This window comes from Alphaproteobacteria bacterium GM7ARS4 (assembly GCA_014332745.1).
GTDB lineage: Bacteria > Pseudomonadota > Alphaproteobacteria > GM7ARS4 > GM7ARS4 > GM7ARS4.
In genome coordinates, this window is record JACONL010000006.1 from 60,762 (window position 1) to 77,627 (window position 16,866).

A 16,866-nucleotide genomic window follows, 5' to 3' on the forward strand; every position below is an offset into this window, starting at 1 on the left:
CCTTCGATGAATGATGACTCCTCCTTCATGCTGGACCCACTGATTATGTGCGTAGTGCCTCTTGCATGTCAAATTTCAACAGCAACATCATAGGACCAGCCACAAAAATTGACGACCATGTTCCCACGAAAACACCCCAGAGCATGGCAAGGACAAAATCATGGAGAACACTCCCACCAAAGAGCAAGAGGGCGAAGAGAGCAAGGGCGGTGGTGACGCTCGTCATGACGGTGCGCGACAATGTCGCGTTGATAGACATATCAATAATCTCGTGAAAAGGCGATGAACGATGACGGCGCATCATCTCACGCATTCTATCGAAGACGACCACCGTATCATTGATAGAATAGCCAGCGATCGTGAGCACGGCCGCCACCGTCGACAAATTAAACTCCAACTGCAAAGCAGAAAACAACCCGATCGTCACGAGGACATCATGGAGAAGCGCCACCACAGACGCAAGGGCAAAATGCCAGCCATCAAAACGCATCCATACATATAAGAGGATAGCAAGGAGAGAGAATAAAACGGCATAAATGCCACTCTCGACGAGTTCCTGCCCCACGCGAGGGCCAACAAATTCCACACGCCGATAATCTAAATCCTTCCCCAAACGCTCTTTTATCTGAGTGATCACCGCCATCTGCGCCTTTTCATCGCCTTGTTGACGCTGGACGCGTATAAGAAGGATTGTATCCTTACCAAACGTCTGAATCTGGACATCACCTAACTCTAAGACGCGCAAAGAGTCGCGCACTTCTCCCACATCAGGGGGCTCATTGTAGCTGACCTCCATGAGCATCCCCCCTCGAAAATCGATGCCATAATCCAAGCCAACAACAGAGAACAACAGCAAAGATAACACCACCAAAGACGCCGACCCTATCAAGCCGTGTCGATGGAAGCGCATGAAACGCCACGTTGGTTTCTGGCGAAGCCAATGGGAAAAGAAGATCGTCATGGGCTTTCTCTTAACGTTCTGCTCTATGCATCAGGCATATCATATGACGTGATACGGGGACATTCATAAAGGAAGAACTCTCGCCTTAGAACGATACAGCCATGTCGTCATGATGAAGCGCGTCAATGTAATGGCGGTGAACATGGAGGTGAGAATACCAAGGGAGAGCGTCACAGCAAAACCTCTTATAGGTCCCGAGCCAAAAATATAGAGGAAGAGAGCGGCAAAAAGTGTCGTCAAATTGGCATCGATGATCGTGCGTAAAGCGCGTTCATATCCCCGAGACACAGCATTGATGGGTGTTCTTTCCCCACGCATTTCCTCACGAATGCGCTCGAAAATAAGGACATTGGCATCCACCGCCATACCAATGGTCAACACGATACCAGCGATCCCCGGCAGCGTGAGGGTGGCTTGTAGGAAGGACAACGCGCCAAAAATAAGGAGCAAATTTGTCAGCAACGATGTAACGGCAAACAAACCAAAGACGCCATACACAAGAATCATAAAGGCAATGACGAGGAGCAAACCAATGACGGAGGCTATTTTACCCGCCTCGATGGAATCAGCGCCAAGGCTTGGTCCCACTGACCGTTCCTCGATGACCGTCAGCGGCGCCGGCAGAGCGCCAGCCCGCAAGAGAAGCGCAAGGTTATTCGCTTCCTCTGGCGAAAAAGAACCACTGATAATGGCTGTTCCCCCCGGAATGGGTTCGTTAATGACAGGTGCGGTAATGACACGACCATCGAGAACAACAGCGAATCGCTTCCCCACATTGTCTTTTGTGATTTTTGCAAATTGACGCGTCCCCACATTATCGAACGCTAAGGACACAACATATCCCCCCTGCAACGCATCGAAAGTCGCTGTGGCATTTTTGAGACGCTCACCACTCACATCGACTTTACGCCTCACCAAATAATAGGGTTCTGCTGAGGTGGCGCGATAGGCTGGCACGACCTCAGAGCCTGATTGGACTCGCCCCTGTTGCACCGAAATCACAGGAACACTCTCATCCAGCATACGAAACGACAATTTTGCCGTCTGTCCTAAAAGAGCCTTCACCCTGTCGGGGTCGCCCCCCGGCAATTGGACAAGGATGCGCTCTGCCCCTTCACTTTGAATGATAGGCTCACTCGTGCCAAGGGCATCAATACGAGAGCGCACAACCTCGATGGATTGCTCGATGGTATGGACGAGAATGTCACGCTTGGCGACAGGCGTGAATGATATTCTCACAGCCCCATCAGCCTCGCCTCGAACGATGTCATATTCACCAGCAATATCACGCTCGAGAATCAAGGCGCGCGCATCCTCGAAGGAAGCAGGGTCTGTCAATGTGAATCCCACATGGTCCGATGAACGCACCAACCCCCTATAGCCTACCTTTGTCTCCCCCTGACGCAAGGTGCGGCGCACATCGTCTAAGAGAGACTCTAAACGCTCTTTGATGACGTCATCGACGCCCACTTGTAACAGCAAATGCGCGCCCCCTTGTAAATCAAGGCCTAAATTAACCCTCTGTTTAGGAAGAAAGGACGGCACATCACGTAGCGCTTCGTCATCGAGCATGTTGGGAAGAGCAAACAAGCCACCCAACAGAATCACCAACGCCGTTGCCAATGTCTTGAGAAGAGAAGGACGATTCATGCAGACATCACACGGACGATGTAGACTCCTTGTTGCGAATATCGGCAATGGTCGCCTTCACAGCGCGCACCCGCACATTATTCTCCTTATCGATGACGATCACAACCTCGTCATCGCCCACCAACTTCGAGACCTCGCCAATGATACCGCCCGATGTGACGACCGTGTCACCACGTTTGAGACTCCCTATCAGCTCAGCATGGCGACGCATCTTTGTATGCTGTGGACGTATCACCAAGAAGTAGAAAACGGCAAAAATGAGGATAAAAGGAAGAAGCAAACCAAGAGCGCTAGGTTCTCCACCGCGACCACCCCCCTGTTCATTGGCATGGGCAAACATGATATACACCTCCCGCGGGACAAATCCTAAAGCACCCCTCACGTGACACGCACTATACATCCATTCCCCTCCCATGACAACTAAATCAACAGATACCCCGTAGAGCCCTTGCGTCAATGGAAAATGATTGCAAAAATATCTTAGCGTTCTAAACTTCCCATCATTCTGACATGCAGACCCTTGCTGTGATACCGCCCATGTCCGACTCACCCGCTATGGCACGTATTGCCCGCGCATTGGAGCGCATGTCGCCTCCCTTGACCATCTCCATGCCTGATTTTAAGGCGTCCCACGCCTATTTGTGGCGTCCCTATCAAGGTGGATTTCGCCTTCCTTATCACTATGTGCCACTCCCCCTATCCCTCTTGCAAGGCATAGACAAACAAAGAGAGCAACTGCTCGCTAATACGACAGCCTTTGCACAAGGCATGGGCGCGAATCACGCCTTGCTATGGGGCGCAAAAGGGATGGGAAAAAGTTCCCTCGTTAAATCTGTCATCCATCATATCAACGAGACTCTGTCCCCCGCCGCCATCCAACTCATCGATGTCCAGCAAAGTGATATGCCAACGCTGACGCCCCTCTTAGAACAGCTCGTGCTGTCACCGCACCGCTTTGTGCTCTTCTGTGACGACCTTGCCTTTGACCCGTCCAACAGCATAGACCATAAGGCATATCACGCCCTTAAAGCCATGCTCGAGGGAAGTATCAACAGCATCCCCCCGAACGTCCTTATCTATGCCACCTCCAATAGACGACACCTGACGGCGCGTCGGATGGAAGAAAACGAAGCGCAAGCAACCCTCCATGAACATGACGCCGCTGACGACAAAATTGCCCTCTCTGACCGCTTTGGGCTATGGCTGGGATTTCATCCATGCACAACCAAACAATGGCATGCCATGCTCGACTCCTATTACCATGCGGAACATCTTACCATCGATAAGCGCCTCTTCTATCAAGAAGCCGATATGTGGGCGCGCCAGCGAGGCGGACGCTCTGGACGCATTGTCAGCCAATTCATGACCGCATGGAAAAGTCGCCATCACCCCTAAGACAGGCTCACAATGGCACTTTATGGTTTCTCAAGATAGAGCTGTGGCTTGACAGGCTTCCTATGGTGACGGAGCTCGAAGTGAAGTTGCGCTTCACGCACATGGCCGCTCATGCCCACCATCCCTAAGACACTTCCTCGCTTGACAGCTTGCCCTCTCTTGACACGAATGGCATCAAGATGCGCATAAGCCGACGTCCATCCCAACCCATGACTCACAAGAACAAGATTGCCAAAACCCTTCACATCATCACCTCGATAGACAACAACGCCATCTTCAGTGGCACGGACTGGCGTGCCCGCTTGTGCTTGAACATTGATGCCATCATTGTGATAGCCATCCTTGCTGTGGCCATAGTCACCCAGCACCCTTCCCTGAACAGGCCAGAGAAAATGACGATTCTTTGGGAGATTGGGTGGAACGGCATGGCGCTTAGGCGCGCTTTGTCTTTGAGAGGCGCTGTCGGACACGCCATCGCCTCGTGTCCTGCCATGCGCTTTCTCTTTGCCAATATGAAGAGACTGCCCCACCGCCAATTGAGACGCATCGGGTAAATCATTGGCGGCGATCAAATCAGCGATCGTCACACCATAACGTTTGGCGATGGCATACGCTGTCTCGCCCTTCAATACTTTATGGACAGGTGGTTGTGTAGGCGTCTTCGTCACACGCAAGCTCTGCCCAGCTCTAATGACATAGGGAGGCGACAAATCGTTGAGCGCTGCCAAATCCTCTACGTTCATGCCATGGCGACGCGCCAAAGCATACAGGGTATCACCCTTTTCCACGCGAATATGGGTTCTGTGCGGGGGTGGGGTGGGACGATGTGGGGGCTGAGGAGACTCTTCGCCCACGACATAATCCTCCTCTGCCTCCGCCTCGATGGCATATCCCCCTCCATCGTCCTCGCGCCCAAAGATACCCCCCACCTCCTCATAAGAAAGTTCCTCTAAATAAGCGCCCTCGCCATAGATCGCCTTTTCACAACCCGCCAAGAGGAATAAACACATCAATAGGAAACGATACACCCCCCTTGATACATCACAAGGTCGTATCCACATCATCCCTGTCCCTCTCACCCATGACCATGTCCACAGAACACGCGCCCATGAGCGCCAAAGGGCGCATAGCAACAATGACATCACCTTGTACATGGTCACGTAACACGCATATCGTGCGGAAGAGAAAACATGTCAAGGGAGGCATGGTGGGTTAAATCCAAATGTAAAGGCGTCACAGAGATGGCGTTGCGCGAGATGGCATCGAGGTCTGTGCCGCTTTCTGGTTTGACATGACTTCCCACACTGCCTATCCAGAAATATGTTCTGCCGCGAGGGTCCACATTCTCTAACAGCGTCCCACCTCCACAATGACGTCCCTGTCGGGTTATTTCCACGCTCGCCCCATGCTTTTGTGGGCAATGGGGGAAATTGATATTAAAAAAGACCCCGTCATCCCAAGGACGTCCATGCAAATGACGGACGATGGAAGGCGTATAAGCCGCCGCCATACGCCAATCTTCTGCTCCCGTTTCATAATTGTGAATCTGGCTCAGCGCCATAGCGGGTATCCCAAGCAAGGTTGCCTCCATAGCGGCGGCCACCGTCCCCGAGTAGGTGATGTCCTCACCAAGATTGCCGCCAGCATTAAAACCCGACAACACAAGGTGAGGCGGTTTATCCTTCATAATATGTTTGACGGCCAAGAGAACGCTATCCGTAGGCGTGCCATCCACGCCAAAGATGTGCGACTCCAATTGACGAAAGCGCAAAGGGCGATGTAACGTCAAGGAATGTCCCGCCCCACTATGCTCCCGCTCTGGCGCAACGACCCAGAGCTCCGCACAGAGGGATGTCATCGTCTCTTTCAAGATACGCAAACCCGGCGCATAAACACCATCATCGTTACAGACAAGTATCCGCGCCTTTTCTAATGGAGGGTAGGAGAGTGGCACGACAACCCCGCTGTGCCTCTAAAGAGCGCGCTCTCTTGTCCATGCTGTCGAAGGCACGTCAGCCTCCATGCCCTAAAAACGCCAGCAAGAGCAAAGCAACAATGTTGAGAATCTTAATCATAGGATTGATGGCAGGTCCAGCCGTATCCTTGTACGGATCTCCTACCGTATCCCCTGTGATAGACGCCTTATGAGCATCCGACCCTTTGCCTCCGTGAGCGCCATCTTCTATGAGTTTTTTGGCGTTGTCCCACGCCCCGCCACCAGACGTCATGGAAATGGCGAGAAAAAGACCTGTGACGATCGACCCTAGAAGCAACGCCCCAATGGCCGTGAGCGCTTCCTCCTCACCGACAGTGGTCGAGACAAGGATATAGACAGCAACAGGCGCAAGAACAGGAAGAAGAGACGGGAGAATCATCTCACGTATCGCCGCTTTCGTCAGCAAGTCGACAGCGCGCCCATATTCAGGCTTTGCCTTGCCTTGCATAAGCCCTTTAATCTCCTTAAATTGGCGTCTCACCTCGACAACAATGGCCGATGCCGACCGCCCCACCGCCTGCATGCTCATGGAGGAAAACAGGTAGGGAAGCAATCCACCCACAAATAAACCAGTGACAACATAGGGATTGATTAATTCGAAGGAGACATCGATATTGAGATAATAGGCGATATCGTTTGTATAGGCCGCAAACAGAACAAGGGCAGCAAGCCCAGCAGAACCAATAGCATAGCCTTTCGTCACAGCCTTCGTTGTGTTCCCCACAGCATCCAGCGCATCTGTCCTCTGCCTCACATGCTCAGGCAAAGAAGACATTTCAGCGATACCCCCCGCATTGTCGGTCACAGGACCATAGGCGTCAAGGGCAACAACCATCCCCGCCAATGCCAACATCGACGTCGCCGCCAAAGCAATACCATAAAGCCCCGCCACATTATAGGAGACGAGAATGCCACCACAAATAATGAGAACGGGAAGCGCGCACGCCTCCATAGACAGAGCAAGCCCTTGAATAATGTTCGTCGCATGCCCCGTCAAAGACGAGCGCGCAATGGAACGCACGGGACGATGGGATAGCCCCGTATAATAGTCTGTCACCCACACAATCAAACCCGTCACCACCAAGCCACACACAGCACATAAGAACATCGCCCATCCGTCCACAGCCATACCCCCACTGGTCGTATAAGCCGTCTCAAAACCAACGACATGCCACGTGGCAACGCCAATCAACGCAATGGCGATAAGGGCGGTCGCTATAAAGCCTTTATACAACGCCACCATGATGGACTGCCCCGCCGATAAACGCACAAAAAACGTCCCCAGCACAGATGCCACAATACAAACCGCACTAATAATGAGCGGGTAAAGCATCATGAGGTCACGTGTCGCCTCCACCGTGAATAAAATAGCGCCAAGCAACATCGTAGCAACAATCGTCACCACATAGGTCTCAAACAGGTCAGCGGCCATGCCCGCACAATCACCCACATTGTCGCCCACATTGTCGGCAATGACAGCAGGATTGCGCGGGTCATCTTCGGGAATCCCAGCCTCTATCTTGCCCACCAAATCAGCCCCCACATCAGCGCCCTTCGTGAAAATACCTCCCCCCAAACGAGCAAAAATCGATATCAAGGACGCACCAAATCCTAACGCAATGAGAGGCTCTAAGACATGGCGCAATTGCTGACCATCACCTATGCCAAAGAGCTCTCGCAAATACATGTAATAGCCCACAATCCCCAACAGGGCCAGTCCCACAACCAATAAGCCAGTCACAGCACCAGAACGAAAAGAAATTTGTAATGCCGAATCGAGATCCTTGGTGGCCGCATGGGCCGTACGAACATTGGAGCGCACAGAGACATTCATGCCAATATACCCCGCAGCGCCCGACAAGAGAGCGCCTAAGAAATAGCCAATGGCGGCGTATACCCCTAAAAAGACTCCCAAAACAACGCCAAGAACAATCCCCACAAGAGCGATCGTGCCATACTGACGGTTGAGATAGGCCTTCGCCCCCTCTTGAATAGCGCCAGCAATCTCTCGCATCGATGCGTTGCCCGTATCACTGGAAAGAATAGAACGTCCAGCGAGCACGCCATACAAAATGGCAAGCAACGAACAGCCTATCACGAGAATAAAAAATATCATACCATCATCCATGCGCACATATACCTCTTACCAATGAGCCTCTATCAACGGAGACCTCTTGTCAATAAATAGTCCATATCCCTGCCCATACCCACATATCGAGGCATTATAAGGGACAATGGTGTCAGGAACAATGTTAAAAATGTCGATACCCATGATAAGAACATGGGTAAGGGTGACCATCACTATCCACCACACGAACGCAATGTTCTGTTCTCGCTTCGACATACCCGATATGGGTGATGTCGTGCGCGCCCGCCTCGAGCGCCCACCCCATGATTGTCTCTCGCTGATGGGCTGGCGCTGTGAACGCAAGCTCATAGTCATCGCCACCACATAATGCCAAATGATACAGACTTTCATCCTCTTCGAGCGCCTTTCTCACAGGAGAAGAAAGAGGCACAGAGTCACGACTGATGACCATGCCCAGCTGCGATTCTTCACATATATGTGTGAGGTCTGCCACAAGGCCATCGGATATATCGATGCAACTATGGGCAACACCCACCAACATCTGCCCCAGCGCCATCCGTGGCGATGGCCTATGGAGACGCATGGCAAGCATATGCTTATCCTCTTTAGAAAGACACGACACGACATCCTTGTCATCTATCCTCAACCCTAAGGCGGCATCCCCCAATGTCCCGCTCACATAAACGTCATCGCCTCGTTGTGCGTTGCTCCTCGACAAAACGCCCGCTTGCGCCATACCGAACATGGTCATGGCGACATGAATTTTCGAACTTCCCCCCGCCATATCGCCCCCCAAGAGCGATACGCCATAGAGCTTTTGGTCTGTGGCAAGCCCTTCGGCAAAATCACGAAACCACGACTCAGGCGTCCCTTGTGGCACCATCAACGCCACAAGATAATGCTGTGCCATGACACCCATCGCCGCCATGTCCGATAAATTAACACGCAACGCCTTGCGCGCGATTCCCTCTGCTGACAAGGAAGAAGAAAAATGCACGCCCTCGATGATACTATCCGTCGCCACAGCCATCGTCCCCGATAGCCCAGACACCATCGCCGCATCATCACGCCCCCCATACATGTCACCTGTAATCAGAGGGCGAAAATAACGCTCAATATAGGAAAATTCCTGTCCCTTCATACCGATATACCCTCCCCATGAACAATCTTATGCAACAGAGCGTTGATAAAGGATACATCCTTGCCATGACAAAAACCATCGGCAAGATATAAATAGGCGCGTATGAACTCTCTTTCATTCATAGGCCTCGTAGGCCTCGTCCCCCCTTCATAGGCATAACACCACTCCCACATAGACAACAACAGCACGGCTCGTATCACCACAGGAAGAGTGCGCCAAGGACGGCGAGGATGCATGAACGTTTGCCAAGACGCCAGCATCTGTCCATAGCACGTCATAACACCCTGACACAATGTCGTAAAAAAACGACATGTCTCGTCATGGGCGTCCTCCATGAAATCTTCCTTGAATCGCTCTATCCATATGGCGTCCGCCATGGCGTCATCATTGTCCCCGACCAAGATATGGTATAGCGCTTGGAGAGCATATTGACGCGCCTCTATCGCGTGCTGATGTTGTCGAGACAGCATGGCACATCACCCCCGATATGTGTCTTGCAATGCCATCATCTGTAGACATGCGCGTCCAGCGCGCGCCCCACAGACAAGACGCGCCTGTGCTTGTTCCCTCGAGCGAAGAGTCAAAATGCCCATGCCAACGGCAAGACGCCCACGTAGGATAACATCCATCAGACCACGAAAACAGGACTCACAGACATAGCGGTCATGGTCTGTTTCCCCGCGAATAATACACCCCAAGAGAAGATAGCCAGCATAGGGGCTTTTTCCTCCCTCCCCGCTGGTAGAGACAATATGCAAAGCCGACGGAAGTTCAAACGCGCCCACGACATCGATTCTCTCAACAACCACCGACATATCGTCTCGCAACACAGACATCGCTTGTGCCTCTAACCCATCGACAATGTCTTGGTAAAAACATGCCTTGATGATGGCGACTTTTTTCTCTGGTACGTGTTTTTTCGACATGACGTTATAGGCGTTATGCTCCCCTTGTCTCACCATGGCGGGAGAGAGGCTGGTAATGACGAATACGCAATCCATAGCCCTCTAGGGCATGGAGAATGGGTTTCCTATTGGACAGGAGCGTCATATCTTTGACGCCCAAATCACACAAGATTTGAGCGCCAATACCATATTCGCGCACATCGATCTCCTTTTCGACATGTCTTTGCGTTGACATGTCATGCGCCCACCCTCCCTGTCTTGGCGCGCCTCCTATTAAGACGATGACGCCACATCCTTGTTTTTCGATGACATGCATCGCTTGGGACAGCACATAGTCGTTATCCCCACGCAAACAATCGAGGAGGTCATAGAGCCCCCGATAGCGATGCACACGCACAGGCAATCCCTCCTTTCCGAGACGGTTGTCATCTTTCACCAACGCCATATGCTCGCTCTTCTCCCCATAGCCACCCATATAGACATGCAACGTCCATGAAGAACCAGAGCGGGTGCGAAATGTCTCCCGATGGATGGATGTCACCAATGTCTCAAAACGCAAACGCCATGCAATCAATCGGGCTATGGTCGTGATACGTAAATCATGGCGACGAGCAAAAAGGGCTAAATCCTTTCCCTTTGCCATCGTGCCATCATCGTTCATGATCTCACAAATCACGCCACAAGGAGAAAAACCCGCTATGCGCGCAAGGTCGACGGCGGCTTCCGTGTGTCCCGCCCTGACAAGGACGCCTCCTTCACGCGCCACAAGAGGAAAGACATGCCCCGGACTGACAATGTCATCCTTGCCCTTAAGGGAGTCGATGGCAACAGCGATCGTCCTTGCCCTATCGGCAGCGGAAATCCCTGTCGTGATACCCTCCTTTGCCTCAATAGACACGGTGAAGGCTGTCTGATGACGAGAGCGATTCACAGCGGACATCAAAGGCAATCCCAACGCATCGACGCGCTTCTTCTCAAGCGCCAAACATATGAGCCCTCGCCCATAACGCGCCATGAAATTGATGGCGTCGGCATCAGCCTTCTGCCCCGGCATCAGCAAATCCCCTTCATTCTCCCTATGTTCGTCATCCGTCACAATGACCATATGCCCCCCTTGTAACGCACGGATGATCTCCTCAATGGGCGCTACGGGAAGGGAAGAGACATCTTGTGCCATCACACGCATCCCCGTATCTCCCCAAGAGCATTCACAAGATAACGCGCCATCATATCTGCCTCGATATGCACCTTGTCGCCCGCATGTAATCTTGCCAATGTCGTCTGCTGTAACGTGTGCGGTATCACCATGAGAGCAATACTCTTCTCCTCTTTATGAACCTCCACCACCGTCAATGACACACCATCAACCGCCACAGAGCCTCTCGCCACCATCAACGGCATCAAAGAACCATCTAGCGCAACAACAATACGCAAACACGCCGACTGCTTATCCACAGAGCGAATCATGCCCACACCATCCACATGCCCATAGGTGATATGCCCCCCTATGGGGTCACCCATACGCAAAGAAGGTTCTACATGAATCCTATGTCCTTCCTGCCAAGACTCGACACGACTTTTAGACAAAGTCTCTGGTGACGCCATAACACGAAACCACGATGCCCCTCCCTTCTCCCCACTCTCTACCACCGTCATACAAATGCCATGGCATGCAACCGATGCCCCCGATGCCAAATCGCCTAAGGGAAGACGGCACGTCACGGTGATGTCCATGCATGCGCCCCTCCCATAAGAGCGCGAGGACACCATACCAATATCCCTAATGATACCACTAAACACGATGATAGCACTCCATGCTGTGAGCGCCAAGGGTCACAGAGCGTGATAAAACATACTCCCGTAACATTGCCTCACCGCCCCACCCCGCATATCCCTCCTCCCCCAGCATATGGTCGCCACGAAAGAGAATGATGTCATCCACATAACCACACCGCACAAAAGAAGAGAAGAGCATACCGCCTCCCTCCAACAATAAGTGTGTCACCCCTCTTTCTGCCAAAGTGGACAGAATATCTTGAACCGCCACATGATGGGGAGGCGCAACATCATAGGGAAGAGCCATAAGAACACACCCCTTATCTTTCCACGCATGCCCCTTTTCCTTGATGGCGCGTTCTTCCGCCATAATCCATAGGGGCGTCTCATGGGCATGGCGCACAAGCGCTGAATCCTGTGAGAGCGTCAACCGCCTATCAAGGATGACACGCGCAAGATGACAGCGTTCGCCATGACTGACACCTTCTAAACGACAATCGAGACGCGGCCTATCGACACGCCATGTGTTCGCCCCCACCAACACGGCATCACACGTCAGACGTAACATATGCCCATAACGCAACGCCTCACGATTGCTGATAAGTGTCCTCTCCCCTCGCTTGCGGGCAGTCATGCCATCACGAGACAAAGCCAATTTTGCGGTCACATAGGGACGCCCATGACGATTCCTCATCACATAGCCACGATAGAGGCGTTGTGCCTCCTCTTCCATGACACCACACGTCACATGGATGCCCGCATCCCGTAACAGAGCGATAGACGCCCCCCGCATACGCTCATCACAATCCTCCATCGCCACGACAACACGCCTGACACATGCGCGTATAATCATATCGGTGCAAGGCGGCGTCTCCCCCTCATGACAACATGGCTCGAGGGTCACATAGAGTGTGCCACCTTCCGCCCGTTTCCCCGCATGGCGCAAAAGACGCGCCTCCGCATGGGGACGCCCGCCAAGGGCGGTGACATCAACGGCAATGCACGTCCCGCCCTTATCCACAAGAACCGCCCCCACACATGGATTAGGCCAGCAACGACCCGTGTGACACCATGCCACATGGAGCGCCGCTGCCATCATCTGTCTATCTTTAGGAAGAGTCTCGTTCACGCTTTTTCTCTAAATCCATGACGGTCTTGCGAAAATCACTGATGGCTGTGAAATCTAAGTAGACAGAGGCAAAACGCACATAGGCAACATGGTCCAATGACCGCAACATGTCCATGACATACCCACCTATCACCTTGCTCGGTACGGGATTATCGCCTAAACGTTCCAATTGCCTTTGGATAGTGCTCACCATGTCCTCTAGCTGTTCTTCGTCAATGGGGCGCTTACGGCATGCGATGGCGATGGAACGATAAAGTTTCTCTCTATCAAACTCTTGGCGTGTCCCGTCTCTCTTCTCTATCTGTAGAGGACGTAGCTGGACACGCTCGAAGGTCGTAAAGCTGCCGGACAATAACGGCGTCTCCGTATGACATGCCCTTGCTCGCTGGTACGTGAATCCTTGACACGGGTACCCTCAAAAGAGCAAAAGGGACAACGCATCAGTCATCCTACAAGACATGCGGGTAAATGGGCGGGTAAATGGGGTAGCGGGCACAGAGGTCTTTGACACGTTGGAGAGTCTCTTTTTCGACGGCGGCATGAGCATCAGGAGACGAAGAACGCACCAAACTATCAAGCACATCGCCTATCATCGCACCCACCAGACGGAATGCCTCGCCGTCAAAACCTCGACTGGTGGCAGCCGGCGTGCCTAAACGGATACCCGATGTGACAAAAGGCTTTTCAGGGTCAAAAGGCACGCCATTCTTATTACACGTCATGCCCGCCCGTTCTAGACTCGCCTCCACCACGTTTCCCGTCAGCTTTTTCGGACGTAAATCAACGAGCATGAGGTGCGTGTCCGTTCCTCCTGTGATAATATGCACGCCCCTCTCCTCCATCACCGATGCGAGGGTGCGCGCGTTCTCTACAACGTCCTTCATATAGGCCTTGTATGACTCCCCTAATGCCTCACCAAAGGCAACAGCTTTTGCCGCAATGACGTGCATCAACGGACCTCCCTGTAGTCCCGGAAAGACAGCGGAATTAATCTTTTTAGCAATGTCTTCGTGATTGGTGAGAATAATGCCTCCTCTTGGCCCACGCAATGTCTTGTGAGTCGTGGAAGTGACCACATGGGCATGGGGTAAAGGGTCGGGATGTAAGCCACATGCGACAAGTCCAGCAAAATGTGCCATGTCCACCAGAAGATAAGCGCCAACAGTATCGGCAATGGCACGAAAACGCTCGAAATCAATGGGACGCGAATAGGCTGAGCCGCCAGCAATAAGCAACGCGGGTTTGTGCTCCTTGGCAAGAGCCTCTATCGCATCATAATCGATAAGGTGAGTCTTCTCATCGACGCCATAGGAAACGGCCTTGAACCATTTTCCAGACGCATTAGGCGGTGCGCCATGGGTCAAGTGCCCCCCCGCCGCCAATGACATCCCCATAATGACATCGCCTGGACGAATCAACGCCAAAAACACCGCTTGATTTGCCTGCGAGCCCGAATGGGGTTGCACATTGGCATAGCGACAGCCAAACAGCTGACAGACACGCTCGATAGCCATCGTCTCGAGCTCGTCTACATGCTCACAGCCACCATAATAACGCCTCCCCGAATACCCTTCCGCATATTTGTTCGTGAGTAACGTCCCCTGGGCATCCATCACAGCCTGCGATACAATGTTCTCAGACGCAATCAGTTCTATCTGTTCACTCTGACGCCTATGCTCTTTACTGATGGCCCCGAACACAGGAGCATCAGAGTCCTTTAACCGTTGCTGAAAAAAAGTCTGTGTCATGCGTCTCTCCTATCATAAAATGTTACATGCGTAGCGAGTCGATGGAGTCGATACGTTCACAATGACGCCCGCCCTCAAAGGCTTGGGTGAGAAATTCGTGTAAGCACGCCTTTGCCACATCAACACCAACCAGACGCGCCCCCAGCGTGATGATATTGGCATCGTTATGTTGTCGCGCCAAACGCGCGTCCATCATAGCATGACAACACACAGCACGCACACCTTTATAGCGATTCGCTGTCATGCACATGCCGATACCACTGCCACAGAGGAGAACACCCCGCCATGCCTTGCCAAGAGCAACATGAGACGCCACTTTGTGAGCATAATGCGCATAGTTGCTGGAACGATGAGGCGACTCGACCCCCATATCCACCACATGATACCCTCCACCCGAGAGCATAGGCCATAATGCCGACTTTAACGGATAGCCCGCATGGTCACATCCCACCGCCACAATGGCACCCCCTTGTATCCCTGTATCACCCATCATCGGTTTCACCCTTTCATCTCACCATCTTTGCCGTCAAGACATATATATGGCCTATCTTGAGTCTATATATGGCATAAGACGTGTAAAACACTAGAATAAACCATGTCCCTTGCGTAAAAAAGAGGTAAACCTTGACAGGATGACGATGGCACAAGACCGAGACCTTTTCCCCCAATTCACTATCGGACAAACGGCATCACGCGACAATACCGTCGAGCGACAGCATATAGAGCAATTTGCCCGCGTCAGTGGCGACCATAACCCTCTCCATACCCATGAGGATTTTGCAAAAAAGACACGCTTCAAGGGCATTATCGCCCACGGCATGCTCACAGCGTCCTTTATCTCTGCTGTTATCGGCAATGACTTACCGGGGGCGGGATGTGTCTATGTCAGTCAAAGTCTCTCTTTCAAAGCCCCCGTGCGTATCGGTGACACGGTGAAGAGCCTCGTGACGATCACCCATATCGACGAGAAAAAACGCCTTCTCCGTCTCCATACCCAATGCTCGGTCGAGAACCATGTCGTCCTCGATGGCACTGCCGTCATCTATATCCCGTAGTATAACACACATATATATATGTCATGTCCTCATTGACTCTTGTGAGAGATATTGACACGCTCCCCCCGACTCTCAAAGGGGGGGTTGTCGTCATGGGCAATTTTGATGGCATGCATCGAGGACATCAAGCCCTCTTACACAAAGCCAGTGCTTTAGCGCGCGCCACGTCATGTCCGCTCATCATGCTGACATTTGAACCCCATCCGCGCCAATTATTCAACAAAACAGAACCCTCTTTCCGCCTCATGCCCCTGACAGCGAAGATAGCGTGCCTACAGCAATTCAACGCCACCTGTGGTCTTGCCCTCAAAGCCGTCATTGCCTTGCGTTTTACCCATCGTTTAGCGTCCATGCGCGCACAAGACTTCATCCAATCGATTCTCTGTCATGCATTACGCACAACCCATGTCTTCACAGGAAGAGACTTTCGATTTGGCAAGCAACGTCTTGGCGACCGCCATATGCTCGCTGCGTGCCATGCGTTTTCCTATCATGCCATCGATATCGTCACCATGTCTGATGACGAGACGCGCGTCTCCTCCTCCCTCTTACGCGCATGGATTGCGGCAGGGGATGTCGAACGGGCGACTCCCTTTCTCCACCGCCCATGGACATGGCGTGGCCATGTGATACGGGGAGCACAAAGAGGCCGTAAGATTGGCTTTCCCACAGCGAATATGCGTCCGCCTCGCCATAGTCTTCAACCCCCCTACGGGGTCTATATCGTCAAGACGCGCGTTCCCTCTCTCCAACCAGAAGGATGGTTGCCTGCCATCGCCAATATCGGCATGCGCCCGACGTTCCAAGGGACCATGCCTCTCCTAGAAACGCATATCCTTGATGACACCGTGGCGGCATCACTTCCTCCCCTTTACGGACATATCATGTATACGTCCTTTATCTCTTTCTTACGCCAAGAGCGCGCCTTTCCATCGCCTCATGCGTTGCAACAGCGCTTACAAAAGGATTGTGAACAAGCACGCCTTTTCTGGTATCATCATGCCGAGTCTCTCTGACACAC

General features: G+C 52.4%; 17 protein-coding genes and 1 pseudogene. 3 read left to right on the forward strand and 15 right to left on the reverse strand.

Annotated elements, in window-relative coordinates:
* Window positions 1-43: 43 nt before the first annotated feature.
* From secF to yajC, 3 genes are all read right to left on the reverse strand, one after another.
* Window positions 44-961: a protein translocase subunit SecF gene (secF, locus tag GDA54_05120; GenBank protein MBC6497684.1), complete on the reverse strand. Its 918-nt coding sequence runs from the start codon at window positions 959-961 to the stop codon at window positions 44-46.
* 63 nt (window positions 962-1,024) lie between these two features.
* Entirely contained in the window at window positions 1,025-2,611 is a 1,587-nt protein-coding gene (gene secD, locus GDA54_05125; protein MBC6497685.1) for a protein translocase subunit SecD, read from the reverse strand.
* 7 nt (window positions 2,612-2,618) lie between these two features.
* Window positions 2,619-2,951: a preprotein translocase subunit YajC gene (gene yajC, locus GDA54_05130; protein ID MBC6497686.1), complete on the reverse strand. Its 333-nt coding sequence runs from the start codon at window positions 2,949-2,951 to the stop codon at window positions 2,619-2,621.
* A 197-nt stretch (window positions 2,952-3,148) separates the two neighbouring features.
* On the opposite strand from yajC, the gene GDA54_05135 reads away from it, so the two are divergent.
* A complete protein-coding gene (locus GDA54_05135; protein ID MBC6497687.1) occupies window positions 3,149-4,006 on the forward strand; it encodes an ATP-binding protein in 858 nt (285 codons plus the stop codon).
* 20 nt (window positions 4,007-4,026) lie between these two features.
* Here GDA54_05135 and GDA54_05140 read toward each other — a convergent pair whose 3' ends face one another.
* The 12 genes and pseudogenes from GDA54_05140 to rpiB form a co-directional block, all read right to left on the reverse strand.
* The gene (locus tag GDA54_05140) at window positions 4,027-5,070 is read right to left on the reverse strand and encodes a M23 family metallopeptidase (protein MBC6497688.1); all 1,044 of its coding nucleotides are present in this window, start codon (window positions 5,068-5,070) and stop codon (window positions 4,027-4,029) included.
* 92 nt (window positions 5,071-5,162) lie between these two features.
* The gene (gene surE / locus GDA54_05145; GenBank protein ID MBC6497689.1) at window positions 5,163-5,960 is read right to left on the reverse strand and encodes a 5'/3'-nucleotidase SurE; all 798 of its coding nucleotides are present in this window, start codon (window positions 5,958-5,960) and stop codon (window positions 5,163-5,165) included.
* Window positions 5,961-6,018: 58 nt separating this feature from the next.
* Window positions 6,019-8,118: a sodium-translocating pyrophosphatase gene (locus GDA54_05150; GenBank protein MBC6497690.1), complete on the reverse strand. Its 2,100-nt coding sequence runs from the start codon at window positions 8,116-8,118 to the stop codon at window positions 6,019-6,021.
* Window positions 8,119-8,254: 136 nt separating this feature from the next.
* The gene (thiL, locus tag GDA54_05155) at window positions 8,255-9,232 is read right to left on the reverse strand and encodes a thiamine-phosphate kinase (protein MBC6497691.1); all 978 of its coding nucleotides are present in this window, start codon (window positions 9,230-9,232) and stop codon (window positions 8,255-8,257) included.
* Window positions 9,229-9,702, reverse strand: a complete 474-nt coding sequence (locus GDA54_05160; protein MBC6497692.1) for a hypothetical protein — start codon at window positions 9,700-9,702, stop codon at window positions 9,229-9,231. The genes thiL and GDA54_05160 overlap by 4 nt, the downstream gene beginning before the upstream one ends.
* Window positions 9,703-9,708: 6 nt before the next feature.
* The gene (locus tag GDA54_05165) at window positions 9,709-10,194 is read right to left on the reverse strand and encodes a 6,7-dimethyl-8-ribityllumazine synthase (protein ID MBC6497693.1); all 486 of its coding nucleotides are present in this window, start codon (window positions 10,192-10,194) and stop codon (window positions 9,709-9,711) included.
* Complete coding sequence (ribB, locus tag GDA54_05170) at window positions 10,172-11,314, reverse strand: 3,4-dihydroxy-2-butanone-4-phosphate synthase (protein MBC6497694.1); 1,143 nt, start codon at window positions 11,312-11,314, stop codon at window positions 10,172-10,174. The genes GDA54_05165 and ribB overlap by 23 nt, the downstream gene beginning before the upstream one ends.
* Window positions 11,314-11,907, reverse strand: a complete 594-nt coding sequence (locus tag GDA54_05175) for a riboflavin synthase (GenBank protein ID MBC6497695.1) — start codon at window positions 11,905-11,907, stop codon at window positions 11,314-11,316. The genes ribB and GDA54_05175 overlap by 1 nt, the downstream gene beginning before the upstream one ends.
* 22 nt (window positions 11,908-11,929) lie before the next feature.
* Entirely contained in the window at window positions 11,930-13,042 is a 1,113-nt protein-coding gene (ribD, locus tag GDA54_05180; protein ID MBC6497696.1) for a bifunctional diaminohydroxyphosphoribosylaminopyrimidine deaminase/5-amino-6-(5-phosphoribosylamino)uracil reductase RibD, read from the reverse strand.
* Window positions 13,023-13,483, reverse strand: a pseudogene (nrdR, locus tag GDA54_05185) (transcriptional repressor NrdR). The gene ribD and the pseudogene nrdR overlap by 20 nt, the downstream one beginning before the upstream one ends.
* An 8-nt stretch (window positions 13,484-13,491) precedes the next feature.
* The gene (locus GDA54_05190; protein ID MBC6497697.1) at window positions 13,492-14,790 is read right to left on the reverse strand and encodes a serine hydroxymethyltransferase; all 1,299 of its coding nucleotides are present in this window, start codon (window positions 14,788-14,790) and stop codon (window positions 13,492-13,494) included.
* Window positions 14,791-14,812: 22 nt separating this feature from the next.
* Window positions 14,813-15,280 (reverse strand): ribose 5-phosphate isomerase B, encoded by a 468-nt coding sequence (gene rpiB / locus GDA54_05195; protein ID MBC6497698.1) that lies wholly within the window; start codon window positions 15,278-15,280, stop codon window positions 14,813-14,815.
* 142 nt (window positions 15,281-15,422) lie between these two features.
* Between rpiB and GDA54_05200 the strand changes: the two genes are divergently transcribed.
* Together GDA54_05200 and ribF are read left to right on the forward strand one after the other, a co-directional pair.
* Window positions 15,423-15,845, forward strand: a complete 423-nt coding sequence (locus GDA54_05200) for a MaoC family dehydratase (protein ID MBC6497699.1) — start codon at window positions 15,423-15,425, stop codon at window positions 15,843-15,845.
* Between the two features lie 23 nt (window positions 15,846-15,868).
* Window positions 15,869-16,861 carry a riboflavin biosynthesis protein RibF gene (ribF, locus tag GDA54_05205; protein MBC6497700.1) on the forward strand — a complete coding sequence of 331 codons (993 nt, stop codon included), beginning with the start codon at window positions 15,869-15,871 and terminating at the stop codon, window positions 16,859-16,861.
* Window positions 16,862-16,866 lie beyond the last annotated feature (5 nt).